Below are 22,339 nucleotides of genomic sequence, written 5' to 3' on the forward strand. Positions count from 1 at the left end.
CTTTTTTTCGCAAGTTTTAGAGTACCGTCACTTGTGAAGGGAATAAAAAATTGAATATTATTGAAAAATATGGTTTTACAGATGAAATCAAATCATCAGAGAATAATCTTGGAAAATTAATTTGGGCTCGTGTAACTAGCCAGCATCGAGACTTATATCAAATTGTAACTGACCGAGGTTTTTTGCAGGCTAAAATTTCGGGTAAAATGAATCATCAAATTGTTAATACAACTGAATATCCTGCTGTTGGCGATTGGGTATTAATTTCAGTAGAAGCTAACGCAACAGGAATTATTCGAAAACTTTGGCCACGTAAAAGTATTTTAGCCCGCGAGGCTTCAGGTAATGATAGTAGTGGTCAGGTTATTGCCAGTAATATCGATACAATTTTTATTTGTATGTCGTTGAATACCAATTTCAATCCCCGTAGAGTTGAACGTTATTTAACAATGGCTTGGGATAGTGGAGCTACTCCAGTAGTAGTATTGACTAAATCGGATTTATGTAATGATATTACTGCCAAATTACAAGAACTAGAAGACGTTTGTATGGGTGTTGATACAGTTGTTTGTTCATTTGAAATGAAAACAGGATTAGATGAACTATCAGCTTATATTAAGCCTCAAAAAACAGTTGCTTTCATTGGCTCGTCAGGAGTGGGTAAATCATCTTTGATCAATTGGCTTTTAGGAGATGCTGAATTAGAGACTAAAAAGGTTAGAAAAGGTGACGATAAGGGTCGACATACAACAACATCACGACAATTAATACTATTACCAAATGGAGGTATCGTTATTGATACTCCGGGTATGAGAGAATTACAATTATTTGTCGGTAATCTCTCTAAAACCTTTGAAGATATCACGCAATTGGCAAAAAAATGTCGTTTTCGTGATTGTAGTCATCAAAATGAACCTGGTTGTGCGGTAAAAGAAGCGGTAAAAGACGGACGTTTGGATGCTGACAGATTGAAGAGCTACCTTAAATTGCAACGTGAAATGTCCTATAGCAAAATGAATTCACGCCAATTAGAAAATGAAAAGATTAATCAGGCATTTGGCAGTAAAAAGGCCATGAAAAAATCGCGTCAACATATGCAACGAATTAAACGTCGTTAAAATTTCGAAAAATGGGACATCAATTTTGATGTTCCATTTTTTTGTGAAGAATAACAGCACACTTGTAAAATAATATGTTTTACGAAAACATAATAATAAAATAAAAAAATTATCATACCATCAACCAAAAGATGCATTAATAAAAACTTTACGCAAAAATAGAATTAAAAAATCCGGCAAATTCTATAATTAATCCGAACAGAAATTAAAAAGCCCAAAGCAATCACTTACAATGGTAGTAGCTAATTCCAACCAATATAGGGAGTGATTACTTTGGGTACATCTACTTTATCACGTTTTCAACGTGGCGCACTAGCACAACTGGTCAATGAGGGGAATAAATCTTACCAAGTAATGGCTGACGCCTTAGGCGTCACCAAAGCTACGATTAGCTATGAGTTGGACCGGGTTAAACCTTATGATCCAGAATTAGCTCAGCAAGATGCAGATCGCAAAAGGCGGAATTGCGGTCGTCGTTCGATGCTGACGGCAGCATTAGCGACTTTAATTACCAATCACTTACGATTAACCTGGTCACCAGAAACCATTGCGGCCGCTTATAACTTGAGCACTGCGTCAATTTATAATTGGCTTAATCGTGGCTGGCTCCCCTTCAAATTGACTGATCTACCCAATCGGAATGTCCGCCAGCACCGAGTGAGCGAAAATCGTGGGAAATTTACAAGTGGGACTTCCATCGAACAACGGCCAACAACTGTTAATCAACGGTTAGCTTTTGGTCATTGGGAAGTAGATACGGTGCTTTCTAGTCGAGGTGAGTCACGATCATGTCTGGTTACATTCGTAGAACGTAAGACCCGACTTCTATGGGCCATCAAAGCCCCTAATAGAACGGCTAAGGCTCTAAACACCGCCTTTGGCAAGTTTATGGGGGCCTTCGGTCCCCAAGTAAAATCCATTACTGTTGATCATGGTAAAGAGTTTGCCAATTATCAGGCCTTAGAACAGGATTATCAGATCAAAGTTTATTTTTGCCATCCATATTCACCATGGGAGCGAGGTTCCAATGAATATTTTAATAGACGGTTACGCTGGTTCTTCCCGAAAAAGACCAATTTTAGCCAAGTAACGACTGATGAGATCCTAGCAGCACTTGAACTAATTAATCAACGACCATTAAAAATACATCATCAACAGACTGCCATTGAAAGATTCCGGGCTTGTTCGGATTAAACTTGTAATTTGCCTTTATAAAACTTATTTTTAGGGGAGAATATGTTGATAAAAAAACAATTGTTATATGCGACCTTGTTTGCTTCTAGCTGCCTTTTTTCAACCACGGTCGTTAAGGCTGATGAAGACACCAGTAGTCAACAACAAGCAATAACAACACAAGCAAGTACTCAGATAAACACAACAGATAATGTTTCTGAGAGCAATAAGAATTCGGTTTGGATTCAAATTCCTGAGAGTTCAAATGAAGAAGCTGTTCAAGATAATACAGTTAATCAAAATGGAGATAACACTTCTGTAACAACATCGGATAATTCGAATGATGTTCAGTCTCCAGCTACTACTCAAGATAATCAGTCAACTCAGGCCGTTCAAGAAGCCCAATCGACTTATCATGATGAAGCTGTAAATGGTGTATTTACCATTGGTAATAGTGTCGTAAATTTGCATGATAATAATGATCGGCCAATTACGAACCGTTACTTAGGTCCAAATACTGCATGGCGTGCCGATTATCGTCGTACTTATAAGGACAAAGTTTATTACCGAGTTGCCACTACTGAATATGTAGATTCAACAATGGGAACTTACCGTGACTATGCTCAACCATATGACGGTGTTGCCACAGTTGTCTATAAGAGTGGTGCCAGTGTTCATGATTTCCAAGGCTTTGGTGATAAAGCAGTTTACTTGGGAAATAATTTGCCAACCGGTAGTAGTTGGAAAGTTAATAGTCGTGCTCAAATCGGTGGTAAGGATTGGTATCAAGTTGGAAGCAATACTTGGGTGCCACAAGATTATGTTGTCCTTAGTCAAGGTCAGTATCAAGATGCTAAATGGATTTCAGGAGTTCCTTTGATTGCTCAAAGACCTGAATTACCAAATGGTTGTGAAATTACTGCTGTAACAATGATGTTGCAATATGCCGGAGCCAAAGTTAACAAGATGCAAATGGCTAGGGAAATGCCTCGTAGTAGTGATCCTAATTATGGTTATATTGGTCAACCTTGGGATGGAACTGGAATTACAATTTTTCCACCAGCTTTGATGAATTTGGTCGAAAAGTATGCAGGTACAGCCAAGAATTTGACTGGTCAAAATTTCAATGCTATCAAGTATCAAATTAATATCGGTCATCCGATTGTGACATGGAATACACTATATGGATTTCCATATCATGCTTTAGTTGTGACAGGCTATGACAAGAATTATGTCTATTACAACGATTGCTGGACTAATCAAACTCTCCAAATGGGGATTAATCAATTTATCAATAATTGGAACACGCAAAAAAGACGTGCAATAAGTTATTAAGGGGAAAGAAAAAATGAATAAAAAGTTTCAATTTGCTTTTGTTTGTGGTGTAGCCTTGGCTGCAGTTACTTTATCACAACAAAGTGTTAAAGCTGACACAATAACAGATAACGATGCTCAAACAACTGAACAAGTTGCTAAATCACAAGCTGTTTCACAATCACAAACAACAGATCAAACTCAAAACCAAGAACAAGTATCTGATGATACTCAAGTTCAAGCAGATCAAAATAATCAACGAGTTACTCAAACTGAACAAACAACTAACGATGATGATGATGCTCAAACTCAAAATATTGATACTCAACAAACTGCTCAAGATGCATCAACTCAAGCAACAACACAAGCTAATTCCACAGCAAGTAATATCACACAATTAAAGGGAATCGTTGACACAAAAGGATTCACACAACTTTACACTCAAGATGGTACTGCTATTTCTAACCGCGTACTAGGTGGAAATACTGCCTGGTTGACAGATCAAAAGTTAGTCTACAATGGTCAAACTTTCTACCGTGTTGCTACAAACGAATATGCTAATGCCGACAACGTTATTTTGACATATGGACATCAAAAGAGTGGTGTAGTTCGTGTTAAATCATGGGGAGCTGCAAGTTATTCTCGTAACGAAGCAGGATTTTACAAGAACGGTCAAGCCAATTATGCTGCTAACTCAGTTTGGAAATACAATCGTACAGATAATGCTAACGGTAGAACTTACTACCAAATTGGTAATGATATTTGGTTGAACAGTGATGATTCAGCTGTAGGAGCCGCATATCAAAATCCAAGTGGTTGGTTACAAATTCAAAATAGTCAAATCAAACCTAGTGGTGGTTCTGTTGGTTATGACTTATATAACGGCGTTGAAGGTGTCAAAGTTTGGTTAGTCAGAAGATACTTTGGTTACTCAAATGCACATACAATTTATGATGGATCAGTTGCTTCAAGTGTTAGATCACTCCAATCAAGAAAAGGTCTATCTGTAACGGGTGTCGTTAATTTAGCAACATGGAAAGCTATGGGCTATTCAGAAGCTGATTGGTATGGTATCGATTCTTACGTAGCACCACTTCAAACAAATATTACAAGTACGCGTTCACAACACATTGAAGCCATGATCAACCAAGCAAACAAGTATCTTGGTAAGACATGGATTTCTGGTGCCGGAAGTATGCCTGCTTATGGTGTTGATTGTTCAGGATTAGTTACACAAGTACTTTATGCGTCAGGTATTGATTCAGCACCAATTTCAAACATTCAACATGCACAACCAGGTCATGAATGGAACAGTCGTGATTACTGGTCAGATTCAAGAATTCCACATATTAACTTTAATGACCGTCAAAGAGGAGATTTGATTTTCTTCACTGACCCATCAACAGGAATTATCTGGCACGTTGGTATTTTATTGAACCGTGACACAATGATTGAATCATGGCCATATGCCGTTCAAGTACATTCAATTTACGGTAATCGTGGAAATATCGCTGGTGTTAAGAGATTATTTGCATAATTAAAAATAGTATATATGAGTTGTGCGATACTAAGAGCACAGCTCTTTTTTATGAAATGGTTTATATCTTTTAATGTAAAGAAATTGCAAAACCTTGTTATTTCGCCAAAATTTGTTAAAGTAAAAATATTGAGATAACTATGTATAGTTATCTATAGTAAAAGAGCATGGCCAATTCCATGTACAAAATAAAGGAGAAATTATTATGCCTCTAGTGCACATTGATCTTATTGAAGGCCGTAGTCCTGAGCAATTAAAGGGTATGGTTAAAGATGTTACTGACGCCATTGTTAAAAATACTGGTGCTCCTGCAGAACATGTTCATGTCGTTTTGAATGAAATGGCTAAAGAACACTACGCTGTTGGTGGAATTTTAAAGAGTGACGAAAACTAAAAGCCGAAAGGCTTTTTTTAATTTGGAGGTAAAATGTTAGAATCAGTTTTTCCGAATAAGGACCTTACAAAGCAGCAACAAGCGATTTTCGATCAAATACTATCATTCACTAATCAAGGATTGAAAAGTCCTCAGAAGTCTATTTTTCAACTAAATGGGGATGCTGGAACGGGTAAGAGTGTTATTTTAACGCAACTATTCTTAAATATTGAAACATTAGCGAAACAGAACAAGACGGATAATTACTTTCTAGTTAATCATCCCGAGCTATTAAAGGTTTATCAAGAAAATGCTGGTGAATTTGATCAGCTACGCAAAAATCGTTTTCTTAGGCCGACAACTTTCATCAATCGGATGCATAAGAATCAGCAACAGGCCGACGTAGTAGTAATTGATGAAGCTCATTTACTATTAAGTGAGAGTGATAACTACAATAATTTCACGCAAAAGAATCAATTATCAGAGATTATCAAATTGAGTAAAGTTGTAATCTTAGTTTTTGATGCTCATCAAGTTTTGAAATTAAAAAGTTATTGGTCAGATAACTTTTTAAAACAAATCATTCCGAATCAAGTCAACTTTGAGAGTGCAACCTTAACAACACAAATGCGTATGCAGGCACCGCAAAAAGTTTTACAGTGGATCAATGATTTAACCGATAATTTACAAATCACACCTTTAGAGCAAGAAAATACGGACTACCTATCAATGAATAGTACTTATGATTTTCGAGTTTATCACGATGCCGAAAAGATGTATCAAGCTTTAAAGACAAAGAATAAAGAAGTAGGAGAGTCACGAATTGTGGCAACCGCTGATTATCCATCGACTTTGGATGGTAAGAAACATTACGTTAATGAAGGTGAATTTCATTTGCCATGGGATCAGTATAATTATTCCAATACCACTTGGGCTCAAAAGCCAGAAACAATTAATGAAATTGGTTCGATTTATACTGTTCAAGGATTCGATTTAAATTATGTGGCGGTGATTATTGGACCGTCAATCGCCTATGATAAAAATAATCGTATCAAGATAGATATCGATAAGTATGAGGATCAGGAAGCCTTCAAGAAACGACATGATAACGATATTGTTAATTTGAATGACGTTAAGAAAAGGATTATTTTGAATTCGATGAATGTTCTGTTAAAACGTGGTGTAAAGGGATGTTTTGTTTATTTTCATGATTCAAGAATATTTGATCAATTGAAAAAATAGAATATATAAAAAGCCGGCAGTCAAATGATTGTCGGCTTTTTAAGGGTAAACTACAAATATTGCATTATTGATGTAGTTTAATATATTCCAAAATAGTCTTTTTTTCGTCTTTAGTTGCTTCGTAGTCGCCTGACTTCAAGTTATGAACACGTTCAACTGAAAGATGACTTTCGAATGCAAATTGTGTATCATTCATATCTTTATCTTTTTCATACTGAATTATCATTTCAGCAATATTTGGTTTATCCATGAAACTACCTCCAATAAGTTTGTTTAAAACTTAAATCTAAAAGATTGCCCATCTAGTAAATGGCCAATAACGCCACTTAACTTCACCAATGACACTCTTTTTACTAATGAAACCAATAATACGACTGTCCTTTGAAACAGTTCGATGATCTCCCATAACAAAGTAAGTTCCAGCAGGGACCTTATTAGTCTTCTCAACTTTTTTTAGATAAGAATTGCTGTAACGTGTCTTATATTCGGGTGAATTCTTAGCTAGAGAACTTAAAGTAAAATCGTAGGTATAACTATAAGGTTTACCAGCATATAAACTAGTATCAGGTTCCTTTAATTTAGAACCAGCTTTGAGGAAGTCCTCCTTGTATAGTTTACCATTAATATACATTTTGTTGTTCTTAGAAACCACTGTGTCCCCAGGCAAACCGATCACTCGTTTGATATAAAATGAACCGGCTTCGTCTGGAGCTTTCAAGACGATAACATCACCACGTGAGATAGTTGAATGTCTAGCAGCGATTACTTTATCCCCATTTTCAAAGGTCGGTTGCATCGATGGTCCTGTTACCTTGTCATTAGAAAGGATGTACTTAAACCCTAAAAAGAAAATAGCATAGATTGCAAGTGTCATAGCAATAGTTTGTAACCAGAACTTCCAACCTGACTCTTCTTCCTTTTGAGGCCGACGTCTTCTATTATTTTCTGCCATGTTTCACCTCTTATATGTACTAACTAAGATATTACACTTTTTCGTAATTATTGGAAATAAATGTATTATTCTAACTAAAAATTTTAATATTATTTAACTTTTTCATGACAATTATAGCTTTATGTTGCATAACGATTCTAGTAAACTATTAGCGGTATATTATAAATATCGGATCAGTTGGGAGAAAAAATGGATTATATTGATAAATTAAAACAAGACGTGGCGTTATTGCCTAATGGAATGAGATTCAATGTCAAAATTAGATTTATAGAACGTGTTTTTGACACTTTGTCGCAGCAACAATTGCCTAAATATCATTTTCCCCAATTGGAGTTGAGCGAAGATGAAATCACAGACTGCTTACGTCAAAACATGGACATTAAAGAAGCCGACTTTGAGGCTCTTTTGAAAAATTTAGAAACATTTGACCACGATCTTGGTGAATTTCGTACACAACTACAGAATAAGTTTGGTTATTGGGCAACGATCACTCAGGATTTCGTTAAAGAATTAATTACTGAATTTCCAGAACAGAACTTTTTGGAATTAATGGCTGGTAATGGTTATTTATCAAAAGAGTTACGTAATTTGAATGTAGAAACATACTGCACGGACAATTTAAGTTGGGCTAGTCATAATCAAACTGGCAAAAATCTATTAACAAGAGTTGAATCAATGGATGCTTTGCAGGCTTTAAACGAGTATGGTAGTAAAGTTAATAATGTCATTCTGGCTTGGAGTCCTGATCGTGAAGATATTGATGTTAAAGTTTTAAGAAAGGTTCGTGAGATGGACGTAAACTTTTTAGTTATTGGTGAAAAATCCGGTGCTACCAATAGCAAGGAATTCTGGAGTACGGCCAAATTAATTGATGATCCTCGAATTGATCGAATCAATCAGTTCTATTCACGTTATGATTTAGTTCACGATCAACTTTATCTAGTCAAATAGGGTAGAATAAGATACAAGATAAAATAATAGGTGAATATTTATGAAAAAGGTAATATCAAGTATTGTTATTTTTCTGATAGTTCTGCTAACCGGAGTTGCTATCTCAAAAAGTGATTCAATCAAGTACAACAATACAATGAACCGATTAGGTATGAGTGAACAAGCCATTGTTTTGCATACCAAATCTAAAAAAAATTTAGTCACAGCAGTTCAAGAATTGAGCAAGAAGAAGAAGGTTTCATCTTATCAACTGATCTTCTTTGAAAAAAGCAACAGTGATTTGGGATATATATACGGGCATAATAAGATCAATAAATTACCAATAACTTCGGGACGTTATTTTTCCCAAGATGATTTCATCTCGCAAATTCCATTTGCGGTACAAGGTAAGTCTTCCCAATTAGAATCCTACAAACCTCAGGGCCAAGCCTACATTCAAATGGGTGATCGCTATATTTCAGTTATTGGTAATATCGGTTTTGACGGTGCGGATATTCTAAACGGTCAAACATTGATCTCATTATCACCAAATCAACCAAAATCGAAATTACATCTGAATCAGGTAACGACAGTTCTAGATGGTAATGCTCTTTCAAATAAAGAGAGTTTGTCGAAAATTAAGAGTGTCCTACATGCTAAGTCATCCCATAAGTATGTACCCCAGACAGATGATTTTACTAATGCCGAAACGGTTAATAATGGTGAGATGTATCTAGTGGGAATTGTTTTACTATTCGTTTTGATCGTAATTGTTGACTTCTATATCTTAGTTCCTCTGAAATATGATCTGTCTAGATCACATTTAACGGGAGACTTGAAGAACAATTACCAAAATGGTTTAATGATTCGTTACTTAATTTATACATTAGTTCCTTTTATTGCTGGTTATGCTGCAGTTAATTGGACAATTGCTATTATCAGTCACAATACATTTAATATGTTCATATTAGTTTCTGTGTTAATTACTATCCTAATAGGAATGTCGCAAATAATTTTTACCAAAAAACGGAGTGAATAGTTTAATGAAAGTCGATTTGAGTCCTGACTTTAAAGAAAAATATCGTAATTTAATGGGAGAGCGTGCTGATAAGCTATTTGATGCTATTCAACAAGATAGCCAAGAGGCTTTTCGGCTTAATCCGCTTAAACCTAATTTTAAAAATGTTTCTTATTCTCTAAATCAACCAATTGAATATAGCAATATTGGCTATTTTGGTGAGATAAATGGTAATTCAATTGATCATTTATCTGGCTATGTTTACAGTCAAGAACCAAGTGCCATGTATGTTACGGAAATTCTTGATCCGCAAGAAAATGAAAAGATTCTGGATCTCTGTGCAGCACCTGGCAGTAAAACTACTTATATTGCTTCAAAAATGGCTTCTAAGGGCCTTTTGGTAAGTAATGAGATAAATACTAAGCGTGTTAAGGTGTTGTCTTCTAATATTGAAAGAATGGGAATCTCTAACACTGTTGTCACTAATAATTCTCCTAAGGACTTTGAAAAGAAGTTTGGACAATTTTTTGATAAGATCTTGGTAGATGCACCTTGTTCAGGCGAAGGAATGTTTCGTAAAGATCCCGAATCGGTTAAGTACTGGTCCTTAGACTATGTAGAACAGTGTGCTAATCGTCAGCAACATATCCTCGATTCGGCGTACAAATTATTAAACAACGGTGGCTCATTAGTATATTCAACATGCACCTTCTCACCGGAGGAAAATGAACAAAATGTCGATTGGTTCTTAAAGAAATATCCAGACATGCATCTGGTAGATGTTAGGAAGTATTCTGGAATGGAAGATGCTAAACCAGAGTGGGGAAATGACAATCCTGAATTGTCTAAAGCTTTACGAATGTTCCCTGATCAATTCAATGGTGAAGGCCATTTCATGTGCAAAATGGTTAAAGATGGAGACATTGAAGAACCTAAGGAACGTCAAATCAACAACAATTTAAAAAAAGACGATCTCAAGTTTGTTCAAAAATTTGCCAAAACTAATTTAACTACTTTGATTGACAAGAACTGGTTACGCATCAGTGATTTCTTATATCAAGCAGCTAGTTTAGATAGTCGTTTTAAAGGATTACATATCTTGAGAAACGGTTTAAAACTAGGAGAATTCAAAAAAAATAGGTTTGAGCCCGATATCGCTTGGATATTGGCACTCAAACCTGAAATGTTAAAAACTGTTTTTGAATTAGATGATGATCAATTTGAAAAATATCTCCATGGTGAATCGATCATTTTAAAAGAACGTCCTGATTTCGATAATAAATGGATTGGTTTGTCTTATCAAGGTAAACTCTTCAGTTGGGGACGTTACAGCAATTCCCAAATAAAAAACGTCTATCCTAAAGGATTAAGACGGTAAAATAATATTACGTTGTTTAGCATAATTTATTAAGTTTCCATCAAAGATGATGGGAGCTTTTTTTATATCCGCAATTGATTTAGCACCGATAGCAGCCATAATTAAGCGCAACTGTTTAACGAATTCATCAAAGAAGATTTCCGTTTCACTTAAAGAATACTTTTGTAAGTGGTGTAAGACTAATCCGGACATACCAACAGCACTGGCACCCATACGAATTGCTTTGATGACATCCATTGGTGTTCTAATGCCACCAGAAGCAAAAATAGTCATTTTATTTTGGTAGGGAATAGACTCCAAAAGTGACTCCACAGTTGAAAGCGAGAATCTATCTAAATAAGTCAGATCCAATTCATGATTGCGAGCACTCTCAATTTGAGCAAAGTCAGTTCCACCGAAGCCTGAGATGTCCACGTATTTAACGCCAACTTTATAAAGGTCGGCTAGATTATCTTTTGACATTCCAAAACCGACTTCTTTAACAATTACGGGTACATCGACTGAGGCAACAATTTGTTTGATATTATCCAACCACATGAATTCTTTATCACCTTCAGGCATTGCTAATTCCTGTAGGACATTCAGATGAACTTGTAGAGCACTAGCTTTTATCAGATCGATAGCTGTTTGGGCTTGTTGGGCATTAACCTTGGCAGAAACATTGGCAATTACAAATCCTTCCGGATTGTTATCCCGCAGAACGGAGAAAGAATTTTTAGTTTCTTCAGGTAAACGAAGATAGACCCCCATTGAACCGCTAGACACGGGGATATTTAGCTTATTCGCTAGTTGGGATAGTTCAGCATTAAATCTGGTCGATTGTTTGGATCCACCAGTAATTGCGTTGAAGTATATAGGTAAAGCCATTTTTCGATTTATAAATTGAGTTGAAAGATCAATCTGTTTCAAATTCAATTCAGGTAAGGCATTATGTAATAACCTAACACCATCAAAATCAGCAAAAGCCTCGTCTGTGAAGTATTTTTCAGCTAAGAAAAGATGTTCAACTTTACGTTGAATTTGGGCATCTTGTTTAGGCATGAGCAATTATTTCTCCGATTTTTAAAGTAAGAGGGGTGATTCCAACTTTTTGCCACTCTTTTTTCAATTCGGCGACATTTAAGTTCTTATCACTTAAGACAATTCCACAATCGCCACCACCGGCACCAGAAGTTTTAGCAGAACCGCCGAGTTTTTCAGCAATATCACAAAGATCGGTTAATAAATCGGTTTCAATGTGAACGTCACTAAATTCAGCTAGATCATCTAGCAAAGAACGATACTTGCTAAACATCTTTTTGATTAAAGCCGAATCATTGTTTTTAAAACCTTTAATTAATTGTTCAACATTTTTACGACTTTCTTGCAAGAAGTGTTGATACTTTTTAACTTTTTGAGCTTTGGTCAAGGCGATACGGTCAACTAAGATAGAAGTTGACGCTGGAGAACCAGTCCAACCGACTGTTAATTCAAGGTCTTCAGGTAATTCTAAACTTTGAATCTTTAGTTGGGGCCAATCTAAGGATAAAATTTCAGTAATACTGTGATTGCGAATCATGTTAAAGATCCAGTTTCGGTCAGGAGAGTAATAGGCTACAATGCCACCAAAGGCACTAGCAGCAATATCTCCCAAACTTCCATTTCCTTGAACTGATAAGTGTGAAATAGCAGCAATTTTGTAAATATCCATCGCTGACAGATCTAAATGATAAAAGTCGCCTAAAGTTTTAACTACGGCAACGGTGACGGCTGCCGATGAGCCTAGACCATATTTTTTACCATCTTGGGAATCGAGTTCACTTGTAACTAGTAAGTCATAGTAATTCAATTTTTTACCACGTTCTAGGGCGTATTTTTCAATGAACTTAATGGCTGCCAGAATGTATTGGAGTTGACTTTCAGAATCATCAAAGACTAGTTCAGTTCCTTGACGGTTCCAGTGAATGAGTTCCTTATTTAAGTTTTTTGACTGGATAGTTCCACCATTTTGAGTCTTATTAACGGTAACGGTGACGTATTTATTTACTGATGTAAGAACTGCGGGGAATCCTGTTTCAACAACAGCGTATTCTCCAGCTAAATATAATTTTCCAGGTGCTTTTCCTGTAGACAAAATATCATACCTTTCAATTTATATCAGATGTATTGGATGCCACTACCGATATTAGCAACAACGCAAGATACATTGGATAATTGTTCCTCAATGTATTTTTGAACCTTAGTAATCGATTCATTAGTACATATAATTTTAACATTTGGACCGGCATCAATTGTAGCATATGCGAGGATGCCTTTTTGACGTAATTCTTGAATTATTTGAAAAATTCGAATCGTCTCTGGTTCGAAATATGTAAATGAAGGATTAGCTGAAAGCGTTAAAGCATGCATGCTCATAGCGTTGTGTTCGGCAATTTCTCCAATCCTTTGGATATCTTTTTTAGCAATCGCTTGCTTAATTTCTTTTATCTCTGAAGCCACTAGTGTAACCCAATTTGGGTAAAAAGGGGAGGTTTTTACGCTATTTTCCATCCCTACGGTAGAAGAAATTTTTTTACTACCCTTATTAATAACCACAGATAATAACGTTAAATCAATTTGAGGATTTTCGTCAATAGGTGCAGCAAAAGAAGTTTCATTACTGTCTCCAGCAATCCATTCAACAAAACCACCATAGATTGAACGGCTAGCGGAACCGGACCCATTGCGAGCTAAAATTGAAAGTTCTCTTTTATTCAAGTTTAATTGCTTTGTTTCATTGATAGCCGCCGCTAACGCTGCAAAACCTGAAGCTGAAGAGGCAAAACCAGCTGAAGTGGGAACATGATTAACTGTGTCCACGATAAAATGATCATCAAAACTATAGAATTGACGAACCGTATCTAAGTATTTGAGAATTCGCTTGTTCTGAGTCTGATCCAACAGTTTATGGTTCAAATAAACTGTATCATGATGGTCATTAACTATTGTTACTTTGGTATCGGTATAAAATCGGTCAAGTGTTAGTGAAAGACTATTAGTACACGGTAATTTCAGGATTTGATTCTTTTTACCCCAATATTTGATTAAAGCAATATTTGTAAAAGCACGTGCTGTTCTAACCAATGTCTTCATCCTCCGCATAAATTGATAATGGTTGAATCCAGGTTTGTTCAGCTCCAGATTTGATCAATGCTTTTTGAATCATTTGAGCACTTTTCAAGTTTCTAGCTAAACAGATGATACAACCACCACGACCACCGCCAGTAATTTTACTACCTAAAGCCCCAGCGTGGTTAGCAGCTTCAATTAATTTGTCTGTTTTGGGAATAGCTAGATTCAATTTAGTTAAAGCTTCATTGGCCAGAGTAAAGACCAAACCTAATTTTTTGAGATTACCTTTAATAAGGTAATTACTAGCTTGAGTGGCATAATCACCTAATTGTTGTAGGTAAGCTCCAATTTTCTTAGGATCTTGATCGTACATTTTTCTGACATCAGCAACAGTTTCTTTAGTACGACCTTTAACACCAGAATCTGCAATAACGATGAATCCCTCAGAATTAAAATTAAAGTGTTCAGGTTCTACATCTTTACCAAATTTAATCGGATCATCTGAACTAACTGTCAAAGCATCCAAACCACTAGCTTTACCATGAGTAATAGTTTCCGATTTATTGACGTAATCTAATAATAGATTATGATTTAAATCTTTTTTAAAAAAATCGAAAAAGGCACGTGTAATTGCGGCCACAATCGCAGCTGAAGAACCCATACCACGTTCGATTGGTAATCCACTATCGATGTTGATCGTATAATTCAAATGTTCTTTGTTTAACTCAGAATCTAATAAGTTGATTAAATACTTTACGCCTGACAATGAATCAGGAATCTTATCTATTTTCCCTGCATAGTACTTTGAAATTAAAGAATTTTCTTTACTTTGTTGCATTTTGACGATCACGGGGGTACTCAACAAAGGGATTGCAAAAGCAGGGTAGCCATAAACTACCGCATGTTCTCCCATTATGATCGTTTTCCCATGACTTTTTCCTATTCCTTTAAGCACATGCTCACCTCAATTTCTCTAAGTCTTTATTTTATACATCTATTGATGCGATTTCCACTTTCAAACGACCAACTATGATAGAATTTTTTCGGGTGATGAATAATGACATTAAATTTCGTACTAGGTAAAAACCAATTTGATCATCATAAAAAGATGATGGAATTGTTCCAAGAGGATTATACCAAGGATCCAACGGGACAATTCTTCTTTTTAGTACCGAATCACATAAAATTTGAATCAGAAGTTAATATTTTAAAATACTTTCAAAAAGATAATGATTCATTAATTGCAACTAACAACGTCCAAACCTTTTCATTCTCACGATTGGCTTGGTATTTTTTGCGTGACAGTAGCGATTATAATTTAGAAACCTTAACACAAACTAAATCAGCTATGCTATTGAAGAATATTGTTCAAGAACATAAGTCTGAATTAAAAATATTTGCTGGGATGATTGATAAACCAGGATTTATTGACCAGATGATTTCCCAATTTAATGAATTCATGAATGGACAAGTTCAGCCAGATGATATTGATCTAGCTTTGAACTCGGAACAACAGGGGATTTTTGTCGATAAAATTAAAGAATTGAATCTTATGTACGGAGCTTATTTAGAACAAATTCAAAACTACAATACAAATGATTTTCAATTGAATTCATTAGCTGATTTTTTGAATACCAAGATAGGGACGTCCCATTATTATTTCTATATCGAAGGTTTTTCATCTTTCACAGCAACAGAATCCAATTTGGTTAAATCAATGTTGGTTAATAGCGGTAGTTTGAATATTTCATTGGTACTAGACCAACCAGTTTTTGATTCTACCGATGAATCGGACTTTTTTTTCCGCCCAGCTGCAACTTACCAACAACTCCATGACATGGCTAAGCAGAATCGTATTGTAACCAGAAACTACTTTGCCGATGAAAAGAGAATCAGCCTTGATTTGAGTAAATTGGAGGACTACTGGATTGAATCTAACATTGGTGGTATCAAAAAGAGCGGTTTAGATAGTCAAAATTCCGTTCAAATTTGGAAATGTACTGATAAGCAAACCGAAGTTTCAGCTATTAGTACATACATTCGCCAATTAGTAGCCACTCAAGATTATCGTTATAAAGATTTTCTGATTGTGGCACGTGATTTATCTGAGTACGCTTCATTTATCGAATCGTTTATGGAGAATAACCAAGTACCATACTTCATTGACTTACAAAAGAAAATGGCTAATCATCCCTTTAAACGCTTGATCGATTTACTATTTGCTATCGTTAACCGTGGTTTGCAAGTGGATGACGTAATTAGCTTATTGCGGACTGAATTGTTAATACCTGAAGCTTTTAGAGATGATCTACAGATTTTTCGTCAGGCGGTCGACTTAACTGAAAACTACGTTTTGACTAATGGAATTACTAAACGTGGTTGGATGGGAAAAAGCTTTAAACCGGATGTTAAATTAGATCCTGTAGTCGATAAAATTAAAATTTCTGAATATCAATTAATCAATCAAATTAAAGAATTTGTAAAGAATATTTACAGTCAACTAGAGAAATTTTTGAAGAAAGCACATTCCTCGATTGATAGTGTTAGTTTTCTGTACAATTTTTTAGAGCAGAATCATGTCTTCGACACACTGTTATTGTGGCAAAAACAAGCGACTGAACAAAAAAACTTAACTTTAGCTAATCAGCCAGAGCAAATTGTCAGCTTGTTCAATCAAATCTTGGATGAATATATTTCAGTTTTTGGTGAACGTGAATTTGATTCAAAAGATTTCATTGAAATTTTGGATGCAGCTTTTGAAAACGCCACTTATTCACAAATTCCTTCAACCTTGGATGCCGTCAGTATTTCAGAAATCGGAATGATTCAACCTAATAATCGAAAAGTAACATTTGTTTTGGGTTCAACAACTAATAACATGCCTGGAACAACCGTTTCCAATGATATTGTAACCGATGACGAACGTCTATTCCTCAATGGTGAATTAACTGATGGAAAATACTTGAATGAACCAGATGAGGTCATGAATAATTCTGAACCATTCCTACATGACATTACTTTCACAACTAGTTCTCTGCGTTTGATCTTTACATATCCTAATTTCACTGAGGATAACAAACAACAAGATTTATCCAGTTATGTAGTTCGAATTAAAAATCATTTCCGTTTAACTGAACAATTAGTGCTATTGAATCCATCAAGCGATGATCAATCCGAAAATGAAGTTATCCGTTACTTAGGATCTAAAGCTTCCAGTTTAAATTATTTAATTCGTGTTTCACGTTCTGCATTAGACAATAAAACTGACCTACCAGATGCTTGGAAGTATGTTCGTGGCGTCCTGTTAAACGAGGAACCAGAAACTTCAGAATTTGCTTTGAGTTCATTGAATTATCAAAATATTCCACAAAGCTTAAGTTTAGATACAGTTGAAGCCTTGTATGGTAAAAATATCAATGTTTCTATTTCTCAATTAGAAACTTTCTATATGAATGAATACGAGTATTTCTTAAAATACGGCTTAAGATTAAAACCTAGACGTTTATTTGAAATTACACCAGCACAGACGGGCTCAATTTTTCATGCGGTTTTGGATAGCTTAGTTAAGTATCTGCATCAAGAACAGGGACGATCATTGCGTGATATGTCTGATGGAGATATTCAAAGCTTAGTTACTGATTTATTTGCTGCCCAAATTGATTTACCAGAGAATCGAATTTTTAATTCTTCTGCCCGCATGCAATATATTGCTGACAAACTGAAAACTACTTTGATTCAATTGGTTAAGAATATGAAATTGCAATTCTTACGTAACAGTTCTGAACCCGAAAAATCAGAAGTTACTTTTGGTCGTATCAACAATAAACAGGATTTACCTGGTCTTTCTTACCAAATTCCAGGGGGACATTTAGTTAATGTTCGTGGAAAAATTGATCGTATCGACGAAATGGTTTTGGATAACATCACTTACTTAACGATTATTGATTACAAGTCAGGTAATAAGAGTTTTGATTTTTCACAATTCTTAGACGGTATCACAATGCAGATGCCAACCTACATTCAAAGCGTCCTAAATAATCTTCATCTCTTAACAGATCGTAAAAATGCTAAAGTAGGTGGAGCTTTGTATGAACATATTCAAAATCCTCTGATTACCTTGGATCGTTCCTTGATCAATACTAAGTCGTTGGACGATTCCGCAGATATTCAAGATAGCGACATTCAAAATAAAATCTTCAAAGAGTTCCAGTTAAATGGTCTGCTGGTCAATGATGAAGAATTACTGGCTAATATTGATACTCAAGCTCTTACTAAGCAAGGTAAGGTTGCTAAAACTTCGCCAGTCGTAAAAAAGGGAAGTAACAATGTTATTTCCCAAGAAGATCTATTCAGAATTCTGAACTATAACGACCACCTAATTCGTCAAGCAGGAGAAAAAATTTATTCTGGTAAATTGAATTTGAATCCGTTCCGCTATGGGCAAATGACTGGTTTACAATACAGTGATTATCGACCTATTTTTGAGTTTGATGCAATGTTACCAGAAAATGAATACCACGATGTTATCAATTACAATAAAGAAAATGTCATTAAAGAAATACAAAATATTTTAGAGGATGGTGAAGAGGATGCCTAAATGGACTGATGATCAAGAAAAAGCCATTTATCATCGTGGGCACGATATTCTAGTTTCAGCAGCGGCTGGTTCCGGTAAGACGACCATTTTGATCGAACGAATCGTTGAGATGTTAAAAGACGGTGAAAATATTGATAATCTTTTAGTAGCCACTTTTACCGATGCAACAGCGTTAGAAATGAAAGAACGTCTTCTAAAACGAATCAAAGAACTTGTGAATGATAAAAGTTTGAATGCAGAAACTCACAAACATCTTCAAAAACAAATTTTTAGAGTTCCCATCGCCAATATCAGTACTCTACATGCTTTTTGTTTGAGCATTATCAAAAAGTTTTATTACGTTATCGATTTAGATCCCAATTTCCGTTTATTGAGTGATACAACTGAACAGTCAATTATGAAGGAACAAGCATACGATAATTTACGAAATAAGTATTATGACAAAGATGATGCTGACTTTATTAAATTGACTGATAATTTTACCGATGACCGTAGTGATGATGGCTTAAAGGATGTTGTTTTTAAACTGTACGATTTTGCGATTACTAATGCTGAAACGCAACAATGGTTGGATAATTTGATTGCCACATACCAGTTTACTGATAGTTTTTCCGAATCGAATTTTTACAAAAAAGATGTTGTTCCTCAACTTAAACAACGGTTAGAACAATTGATTGAATTAGCTAATCAGGGAATTGATCTGGCAGGTGAAGATGAATTAGTTAACAAATCACTCTTTGAAACTTTCGATGTAGCCAAGAAAAATTTGGCATCTCTGGAAGCTGAAGTGGGAGTAAAAACGTATTCTGAGATTAGAGCTGAATTAATTGGTTTCAAGTTAAAAACTGCTAAGCGCCTTTCTAAAGATGATAAGGAAGGTAACGATCTTACTTTTTTGGAAAAATCTAAAAAAGTACGTGACCAATTAAAACGTCAATTAGATAAACTATTCAATAATTTTTTTGTGCAATCAGAAGCAGGCGTTCAAGAATCATTGATACAATCACAAACCATTATTGCCAAGTTAGTAGAAGTTGAACGTGGTTTTATCAAAGAATATGATCGCTTGAAAAATAATAGTCATACTTTGGATTTCAATGATTTGGAACATATGGCTGTGATGATTTTGCAAACACCAGTCGACAATCATATGGTGGCACTCGATTATTATCAAACTAAATTTCACGAATTGATGATCGATGAGTATCAGGATGTCAACGCTATGCAAGAAAAAATCATCCAACTCTTATCAAATGACGACAACCACATCTTCATGGTAGGGGACATTAAACAGTCAATTTATGGATTTAGGCAAGCAGCACCATACATTTTTGCTCAAAAATACGAGGATTTTCAAAATTCAGATAATCCTAGTGAATTGATTCAACTATCTAAAAATTTTCGTTCGGCCGAGTCAGTTGATGATTTTGTTAATCAAATTTTTAAACGAATCTTTGATAAAAAGATTGGGGATATTGACTACGATGACAAATCTAAACTGATTCCTGGAACTAATTTTCCAGATACAGTCGATAGTGAGAACGAGTTCAATTTAATAGTGAATAATGACGATGAAGATATTGAAAAGCGTCAGTTATTGATTGAAAATGCTGCCAAACGTATTCAAGCTTTAATTAAGAGCCAATATCAAATCTATGATGGCAAGAAAGATGAAATGCGAACTATCAAGTATTCCGATATTGCAATTCTTTCTCGAACTAAGGAAAATAATACCGATTTGATCTCTTATTTTGCTAAAGCTGACATTCCTATCATGGTTACTGATGCTCAGAATTATTTTCAAACAACAGAACTACAGATTATGATGTCAATGTTAAACATTATCGATAATCCTTATCAGGATATTCCACTAGTAGCTGTGTTACGTTCACCAATTGTGGGATTAAATGAAGAAGAACTGGCTGAGATTCGTCTCGTGGATAAACAAGAGTTTTACTTTACGGCTTTAAACGAATACTTACACGCTGAGACATCAAAAGAGAACATCAGAAATAAGGTTCAAACTTTCTTGTTACAATTGGAAAATTATCGTGATTTTGCCAATAAGAATTCTATTGCCCGTTTGATTTGGAAGATTTATCAGGAAACAGGTCTCTTAGAGTATGTTTCAGGGATGCCTGGTGGTAAACAACGTGCTGCTAATTTACATGCCTTGTATCAACGTGCTAATGCCTATGAAGAAACCAACTATAAGGGGTTACATCAATTTATCAATTTTATTCAACGAATGCAGGATCTTGATAAAGATTTGTCACAACCCAATAGTATTGAAGCAACTGATGACACGGTTAAAGTCATGACAGTCCATGCTTCCAAAGGATTGGAATTTCCAATCGTAATTTACTTGGATATGGCTAAACAATTTAACAAGCTTGATTTTCAGGGTCAAACTGTTTTTGATACTGACCAAGGTATTGGTATCACGCTAATTAATAGTCAAACCCGCTTGAAATATAGTACTATTCAACACAGTGTTATTAGTAATCGTCGAAAAGTTGCTACAACTTCGGAAGAGATGCGTTTGCTGTATGTAGCCTTGACACGTGCTAAGCAGAAATTAATCATGTTTGGCTTTACCAAAAAAGTTGAAGATACAATCAATACTTGGGATGAAGTTAGTCCTAAAACCGGTGTTATCAATGAAGCTATTCGTCTAAAAGCTAATAATTTTCAGGATTTAGTTGGTATTAGTACTTTATCAGATGAAGATCGAGAAAAAGTTTCCGATGAACTATACCTAAATAAAGATTGTAACCTGCGTTTGAACTTGATCTATCCAGAAATTAAAGATGATCTGACTTCTAAGATTATTATTCCTAAGAAGGTTCCAGTAGAACCATCGGATTTATTTAAGAAAACTGTCAAGCAGTTGCTTGATTTTAATTATCGCTATCAAGAATCGGTTGATACAACGGCTTATCAATCAGTTTCTGAAATCAAAGGTCTGTTTGCTGATCCTGATGATGAGAATATGGCTGAAGATTTACTGGAAGATAAGTCTCGTTATAATTTAGGTTCATTTGCAAAACCGCAATTTTTAACAAAAACGAAGAAAGTTACTGCTGCAGAGGTGGGTAGTGCCACTCATTTAGTTTTACAAAAAATCAATTTAGATAAAACACCTGAAATTGCTGATTTTCAAGATTTAATTCAACAAATGATTAATGAAAAACTCTTAACGGACGAATTGGCAGAAAAAATTGACAGTCAAAGCTTAGCCGACTTTTATCAAAGTAATCTTGGACAGACAATTATTGAGCATCATGATGATGTTAGTCGGGAATTTCCTTGTTCAATTTTGATGCCAGCACAAAAATTGTTTAAAAACTCTTCAAAAGACTATTCTATTAACGATAAAATATTAGTTCATGGTATTATTGATGGAGTAATTGAATTAGATCATGGAATAATTATTTTTGACTATAAGACTGATCATATAACTGACCAAAATTTTGAAGAATTAGTCTCTAAATATTCCGGACAAGTCAATTTATATGCAGAAGCTATTTCTGTGATTAAGAATAAACCCGTTGTGGGTAAATATCTTTACTTCTTGAAGATCAATAAAGCTATTGATTTACAAGAAAAATGAAGAT

Annotated in this window: 17 protein-coding genes; 11 read left to right on the forward strand and 6 right to left on the reverse strand. The window is 35.1% G+C overall.

Annotated elements, in window-relative coordinates; translation table 11 throughout:
• The first annotated feature begins 50 nt into the window (after positions 1–50).
• The 6 genes from rsgA (at position 51) to ACI6PB_RS06370 (ending at position 6,757) form a co-directional block, all read left to right on the forward strand.
• Complete coding sequence (rsgA, locus tag ACI6PB_RS06345; protein WP_404327952.1) at positions 51–1,118, forward strand: ribosome small subunit-dependent GTPase A; 1,068 nt, start codon at positions 51–53, stop codon at positions 1,116–1,118.
• A 273-nt stretch (positions 1,119–1,391) separates the two neighbouring features.
• Complete coding sequence (locus ACI6PB_RS06350) at positions 1,392–2,312, forward strand: IS30-like element ISLsa1 family transposase (RefSeq protein WP_404327580.1); 921 nt, start codon at positions 1,392–1,394, stop codon at positions 2,310–2,312.
• Positions 2,313–2,354: 42 nt separating this feature from the next.
• Positions 2,355–3,626, forward strand: coding sequence for a C39 family peptidase (locus ACI6PB_RS06355; RefSeq protein WP_309510947.1), 1,272 nt, complete (start codon positions 2,355–2,357; stop codon positions 3,624–3,626).
• Positions 3,627–3,639: 13 nt separating this feature from the next.
• Positions 3,640–5,142: an NlpC/P60 family protein gene (locus tag ACI6PB_RS06360; protein WP_404327953.1), complete on the forward strand. Its 1,503-nt coding sequence runs from the start codon at positions 3,640–3,642 to the stop codon at positions 5,140–5,142.
• Between the two features lie 205 nt (positions 5,143–5,347).
• On the forward strand, positions 5,348–5,536 hold the full coding sequence (locus ACI6PB_RS06365) for a 2-hydroxymuconate tautomerase (protein WP_025085059.1): 189 nt from the start codon (positions 5,348–5,350) through the stop codon (positions 5,534–5,536).
• A 33-nt stretch (positions 5,537–5,569) separates the two neighbouring features.
• Complete coding sequence (locus ACI6PB_RS06370) at positions 5,570–6,757, forward strand: DUF2075 domain-containing protein (protein ID WP_404327954.1); 1,188 nt, start codon at positions 5,570–5,572, stop codon at positions 6,755–6,757.
• Positions 6,758–6,821: 64 nt separating this feature from the next.
• Here the strand turns inward: ACI6PB_RS06370 and ACI6PB_RS06375 are convergent, their stop codons facing one another.
• Both ACI6PB_RS06375 and lepB read right to left on the reverse strand, forming a co-directional pair.
• Positions 6,822–7,007 (reverse strand): LBP_cg2779 family protein, encoded by a 186-nt coding sequence (locus tag ACI6PB_RS06375; protein WP_025085058.1) that lies wholly within the window; start codon positions 7,005–7,007, stop codon positions 6,822–6,824.
• 36 nt (positions 7,008–7,043) lie between these two features.
• Entirely contained in the window at positions 7,044–7,709 is a 666-nt protein-coding gene (gene lepB / locus ACI6PB_RS06380) for a signal peptidase I (protein WP_025085057.1), read from the reverse strand.
• Positions 7,710–7,898: 189 nt separating this feature from the next.
• Between lepB and ACI6PB_RS06385 the strand changes: the two genes are divergently transcribed.
• Genes ACI6PB_RS06385 through ACI6PB_RS06395 form a run of 3 tightly spaced genes read left to right on the forward strand, consistent with a single transcriptional unit; the run spans position 7,899 to position 11,035 of the window.
• Entirely contained in the window at positions 7,899–8,660 is a 762-nt protein-coding gene (locus ACI6PB_RS06385; RefSeq protein WP_309510943.1) for a hypothetical protein, read from the forward strand.
• Positions 8,661–8,700: 40 nt separating this feature from the next.
• Positions 8,701–9,678 carry a hypothetical protein gene (locus tag ACI6PB_RS06390; protein ID WP_404327167.1) on the forward strand — a complete coding sequence of 326 codons (978 nt, stop codon included), beginning with the start codon at positions 8,701–8,703 and terminating at the stop codon, positions 9,676–9,678.
• A 4-nt stretch (positions 9,679–9,682) separates the two neighbouring features.
• Complete coding sequence (locus ACI6PB_RS06395; protein ID WP_404327168.1) at positions 9,683–11,035, forward strand: RsmF rRNA methyltransferase first C-terminal domain-containing protein; 1,353 nt, start codon at positions 9,683–9,685, stop codon at positions 11,033–11,035.
• Here ACI6PB_RS06395 and fni read toward each other — a convergent pair.
• The 4 genes from fni to mvk are packed head-to-tail and all read right to left on the reverse strand — an operon-like array spanning position 11,024 to position 15,080.
• Positions 11,024–12,076, reverse strand: a complete 1,053-nt coding sequence (fni, locus tag ACI6PB_RS06400) for a type 2 isopentenyl-diphosphate Delta-isomerase (RefSeq protein ID WP_025085054.1) — start codon at positions 12,074–12,076, stop codon at positions 11,024–11,026. The two genes, ACI6PB_RS06395 and fni, sit on opposite strands and share 12 nt — an antisense overlap.
• Positions 12,069–13,148, reverse strand: coding sequence for a phosphomevalonate kinase (locus tag ACI6PB_RS06405; protein ID WP_025085053.1), 1,080 nt, complete (start codon positions 13,146–13,148; stop codon positions 12,069–12,071). The genes fni and ACI6PB_RS06405 overlap by 8 nt, the downstream gene beginning before the upstream one ends.
• Positions 13,149–13,171: 23 nt before the next feature.
• Positions 13,172–14,137: a diphosphomevalonate decarboxylase gene (gene mvaD / locus ACI6PB_RS06410; RefSeq protein WP_025085052.1), complete on the reverse strand. Its 966-nt coding sequence runs from the start codon at positions 14,135–14,137 to the stop codon at positions 13,172–13,174.
• Positions 14,130–15,080: a mevalonate kinase gene (gene mvk / locus ACI6PB_RS06415; RefSeq protein ID WP_404327169.1), complete on the reverse strand. Its 951-nt coding sequence runs from the start codon at positions 15,078–15,080 to the stop codon at positions 14,130–14,132. Before mvk ends, mvaD begins: the two co-directional genes overlap by 8 nt.
• Positions 15,081–15,182: 102 nt before the next feature.
• Here mvk and ACI6PB_RS06420 point away from each other — a divergent pair, with 102 nt between their 5' ends.
• Together ACI6PB_RS06420 and addA are read left to right on the forward strand one after the other, a co-directional pair.
• On the forward strand, positions 15,183–18,722 hold the full coding sequence (locus tag ACI6PB_RS06420; protein ID WP_404327170.1) for a PD-(D/E)XK nuclease family protein: 3,540 nt from the start codon (positions 15,183–15,185) through the stop codon (positions 18,720–18,722).
• Complete coding sequence (gene addA, locus ACI6PB_RS06425; RefSeq protein WP_404327171.1) at positions 18,715–22,335, forward strand: helicase-exonuclease AddAB subunit AddA; 3,621 nt, start codon at positions 18,715–18,717, stop codon at positions 22,333–22,335. The genes ACI6PB_RS06420 and addA overlap by 8 nt, the downstream gene beginning before the upstream one ends.
• Positions 22,336–22,339: the final 4 nt, after the last annotated feature.

It is taken from the genome of Companilactobacillus paralimentarius, assembly GCF_963227125.1.
GTDB lineage: Bacteria > Bacillota > Bacilli > Lactobacillales > Lactobacillaceae > Companilactobacillus > Companilactobacillus paralimentarius.

Excerpts from the sequence above, each read along its gene's own strand:
- fni (WP_025085054.1), bottom strand. The coding sequence starts at position 12,076 with ATGCCTAAACAAGATGCCCAAATTCAACGTAAAGTTGAACATCTTTTC.
- ACI6PB_RS06395 (WP_404327168.1), top strand. The coding sequence starts at position 9,683 with ATGAAAGTCGATTTGAGTCCTGACTTTAAAGAAAAATATCGTAATTTA.
- ACI6PB_RS06355 (WP_309510947.1), top strand. The coding sequence starts at position 2,355 with ATGTTGATAAAAAAACAATTGTTATATGCGACCTTGTTTGCTTCTAGC.
- ACI6PB_RS06385 (WP_309510943.1), top strand. The coding sequence starts at position 7,899 with ATGGATTATATTGATAAATTAAAACAAGACGTGGCGTTATTGCCTAAT.
- ACI6PB_RS06375 (WP_025085058.1), bottom strand. The coding sequence starts at position 7,007 with ATGGATAAACCAAATATTGCTGAAATGATAATTCAGTATGAAAAAGAT.
- lepB (WP_025085057.1), bottom strand. The coding sequence starts at position 7,709 with ATGGCAGAAAATAATAGAAGACGTCGGCCTCAAAAGGAAGAAGAGTCA.
- ACI6PB_RS06420 (WP_404327170.1), top strand. The coding sequence starts at position 15,183 with ATGACATTAAATTTCGTACTAGGTAAAAACCAATTTGATCATCATAAA.
- ACI6PB_RS06370 (WP_404327954.1), top strand. The coding sequence starts at position 5,570 with ATGTTAGAATCAGTTTTTCCGAATAAGGACCTTACAAAGCAGCAACAA.
- ACI6PB_RS06365 (WP_025085059.1), top strand. The coding sequence starts at position 5,348 with ATGCCTCTAGTGCACATTGATCTTATTGAAGGCCGTAGTCCTGAGCAA.
- ACI6PB_RS06360 (WP_404327953.1), top strand. The coding sequence starts at position 3,640 with ATGAATAAAAAGTTTCAATTTGCTTTTGTTTGTGGTGTAGCCTTGGCT.
- ACI6PB_RS06390 (WP_404327167.1), top strand. The coding sequence starts at position 8,701 with ATGAAAAAGGTAATATCAAGTATTGTTATTTTTCTGATAGTTCTGCTA.
- addA (WP_404327171.1), top strand. The coding sequence starts at position 18,715 with ATGCCTAAATGGACTGATGATCAAGAAAAAGCCATTTATCATCGTGGG.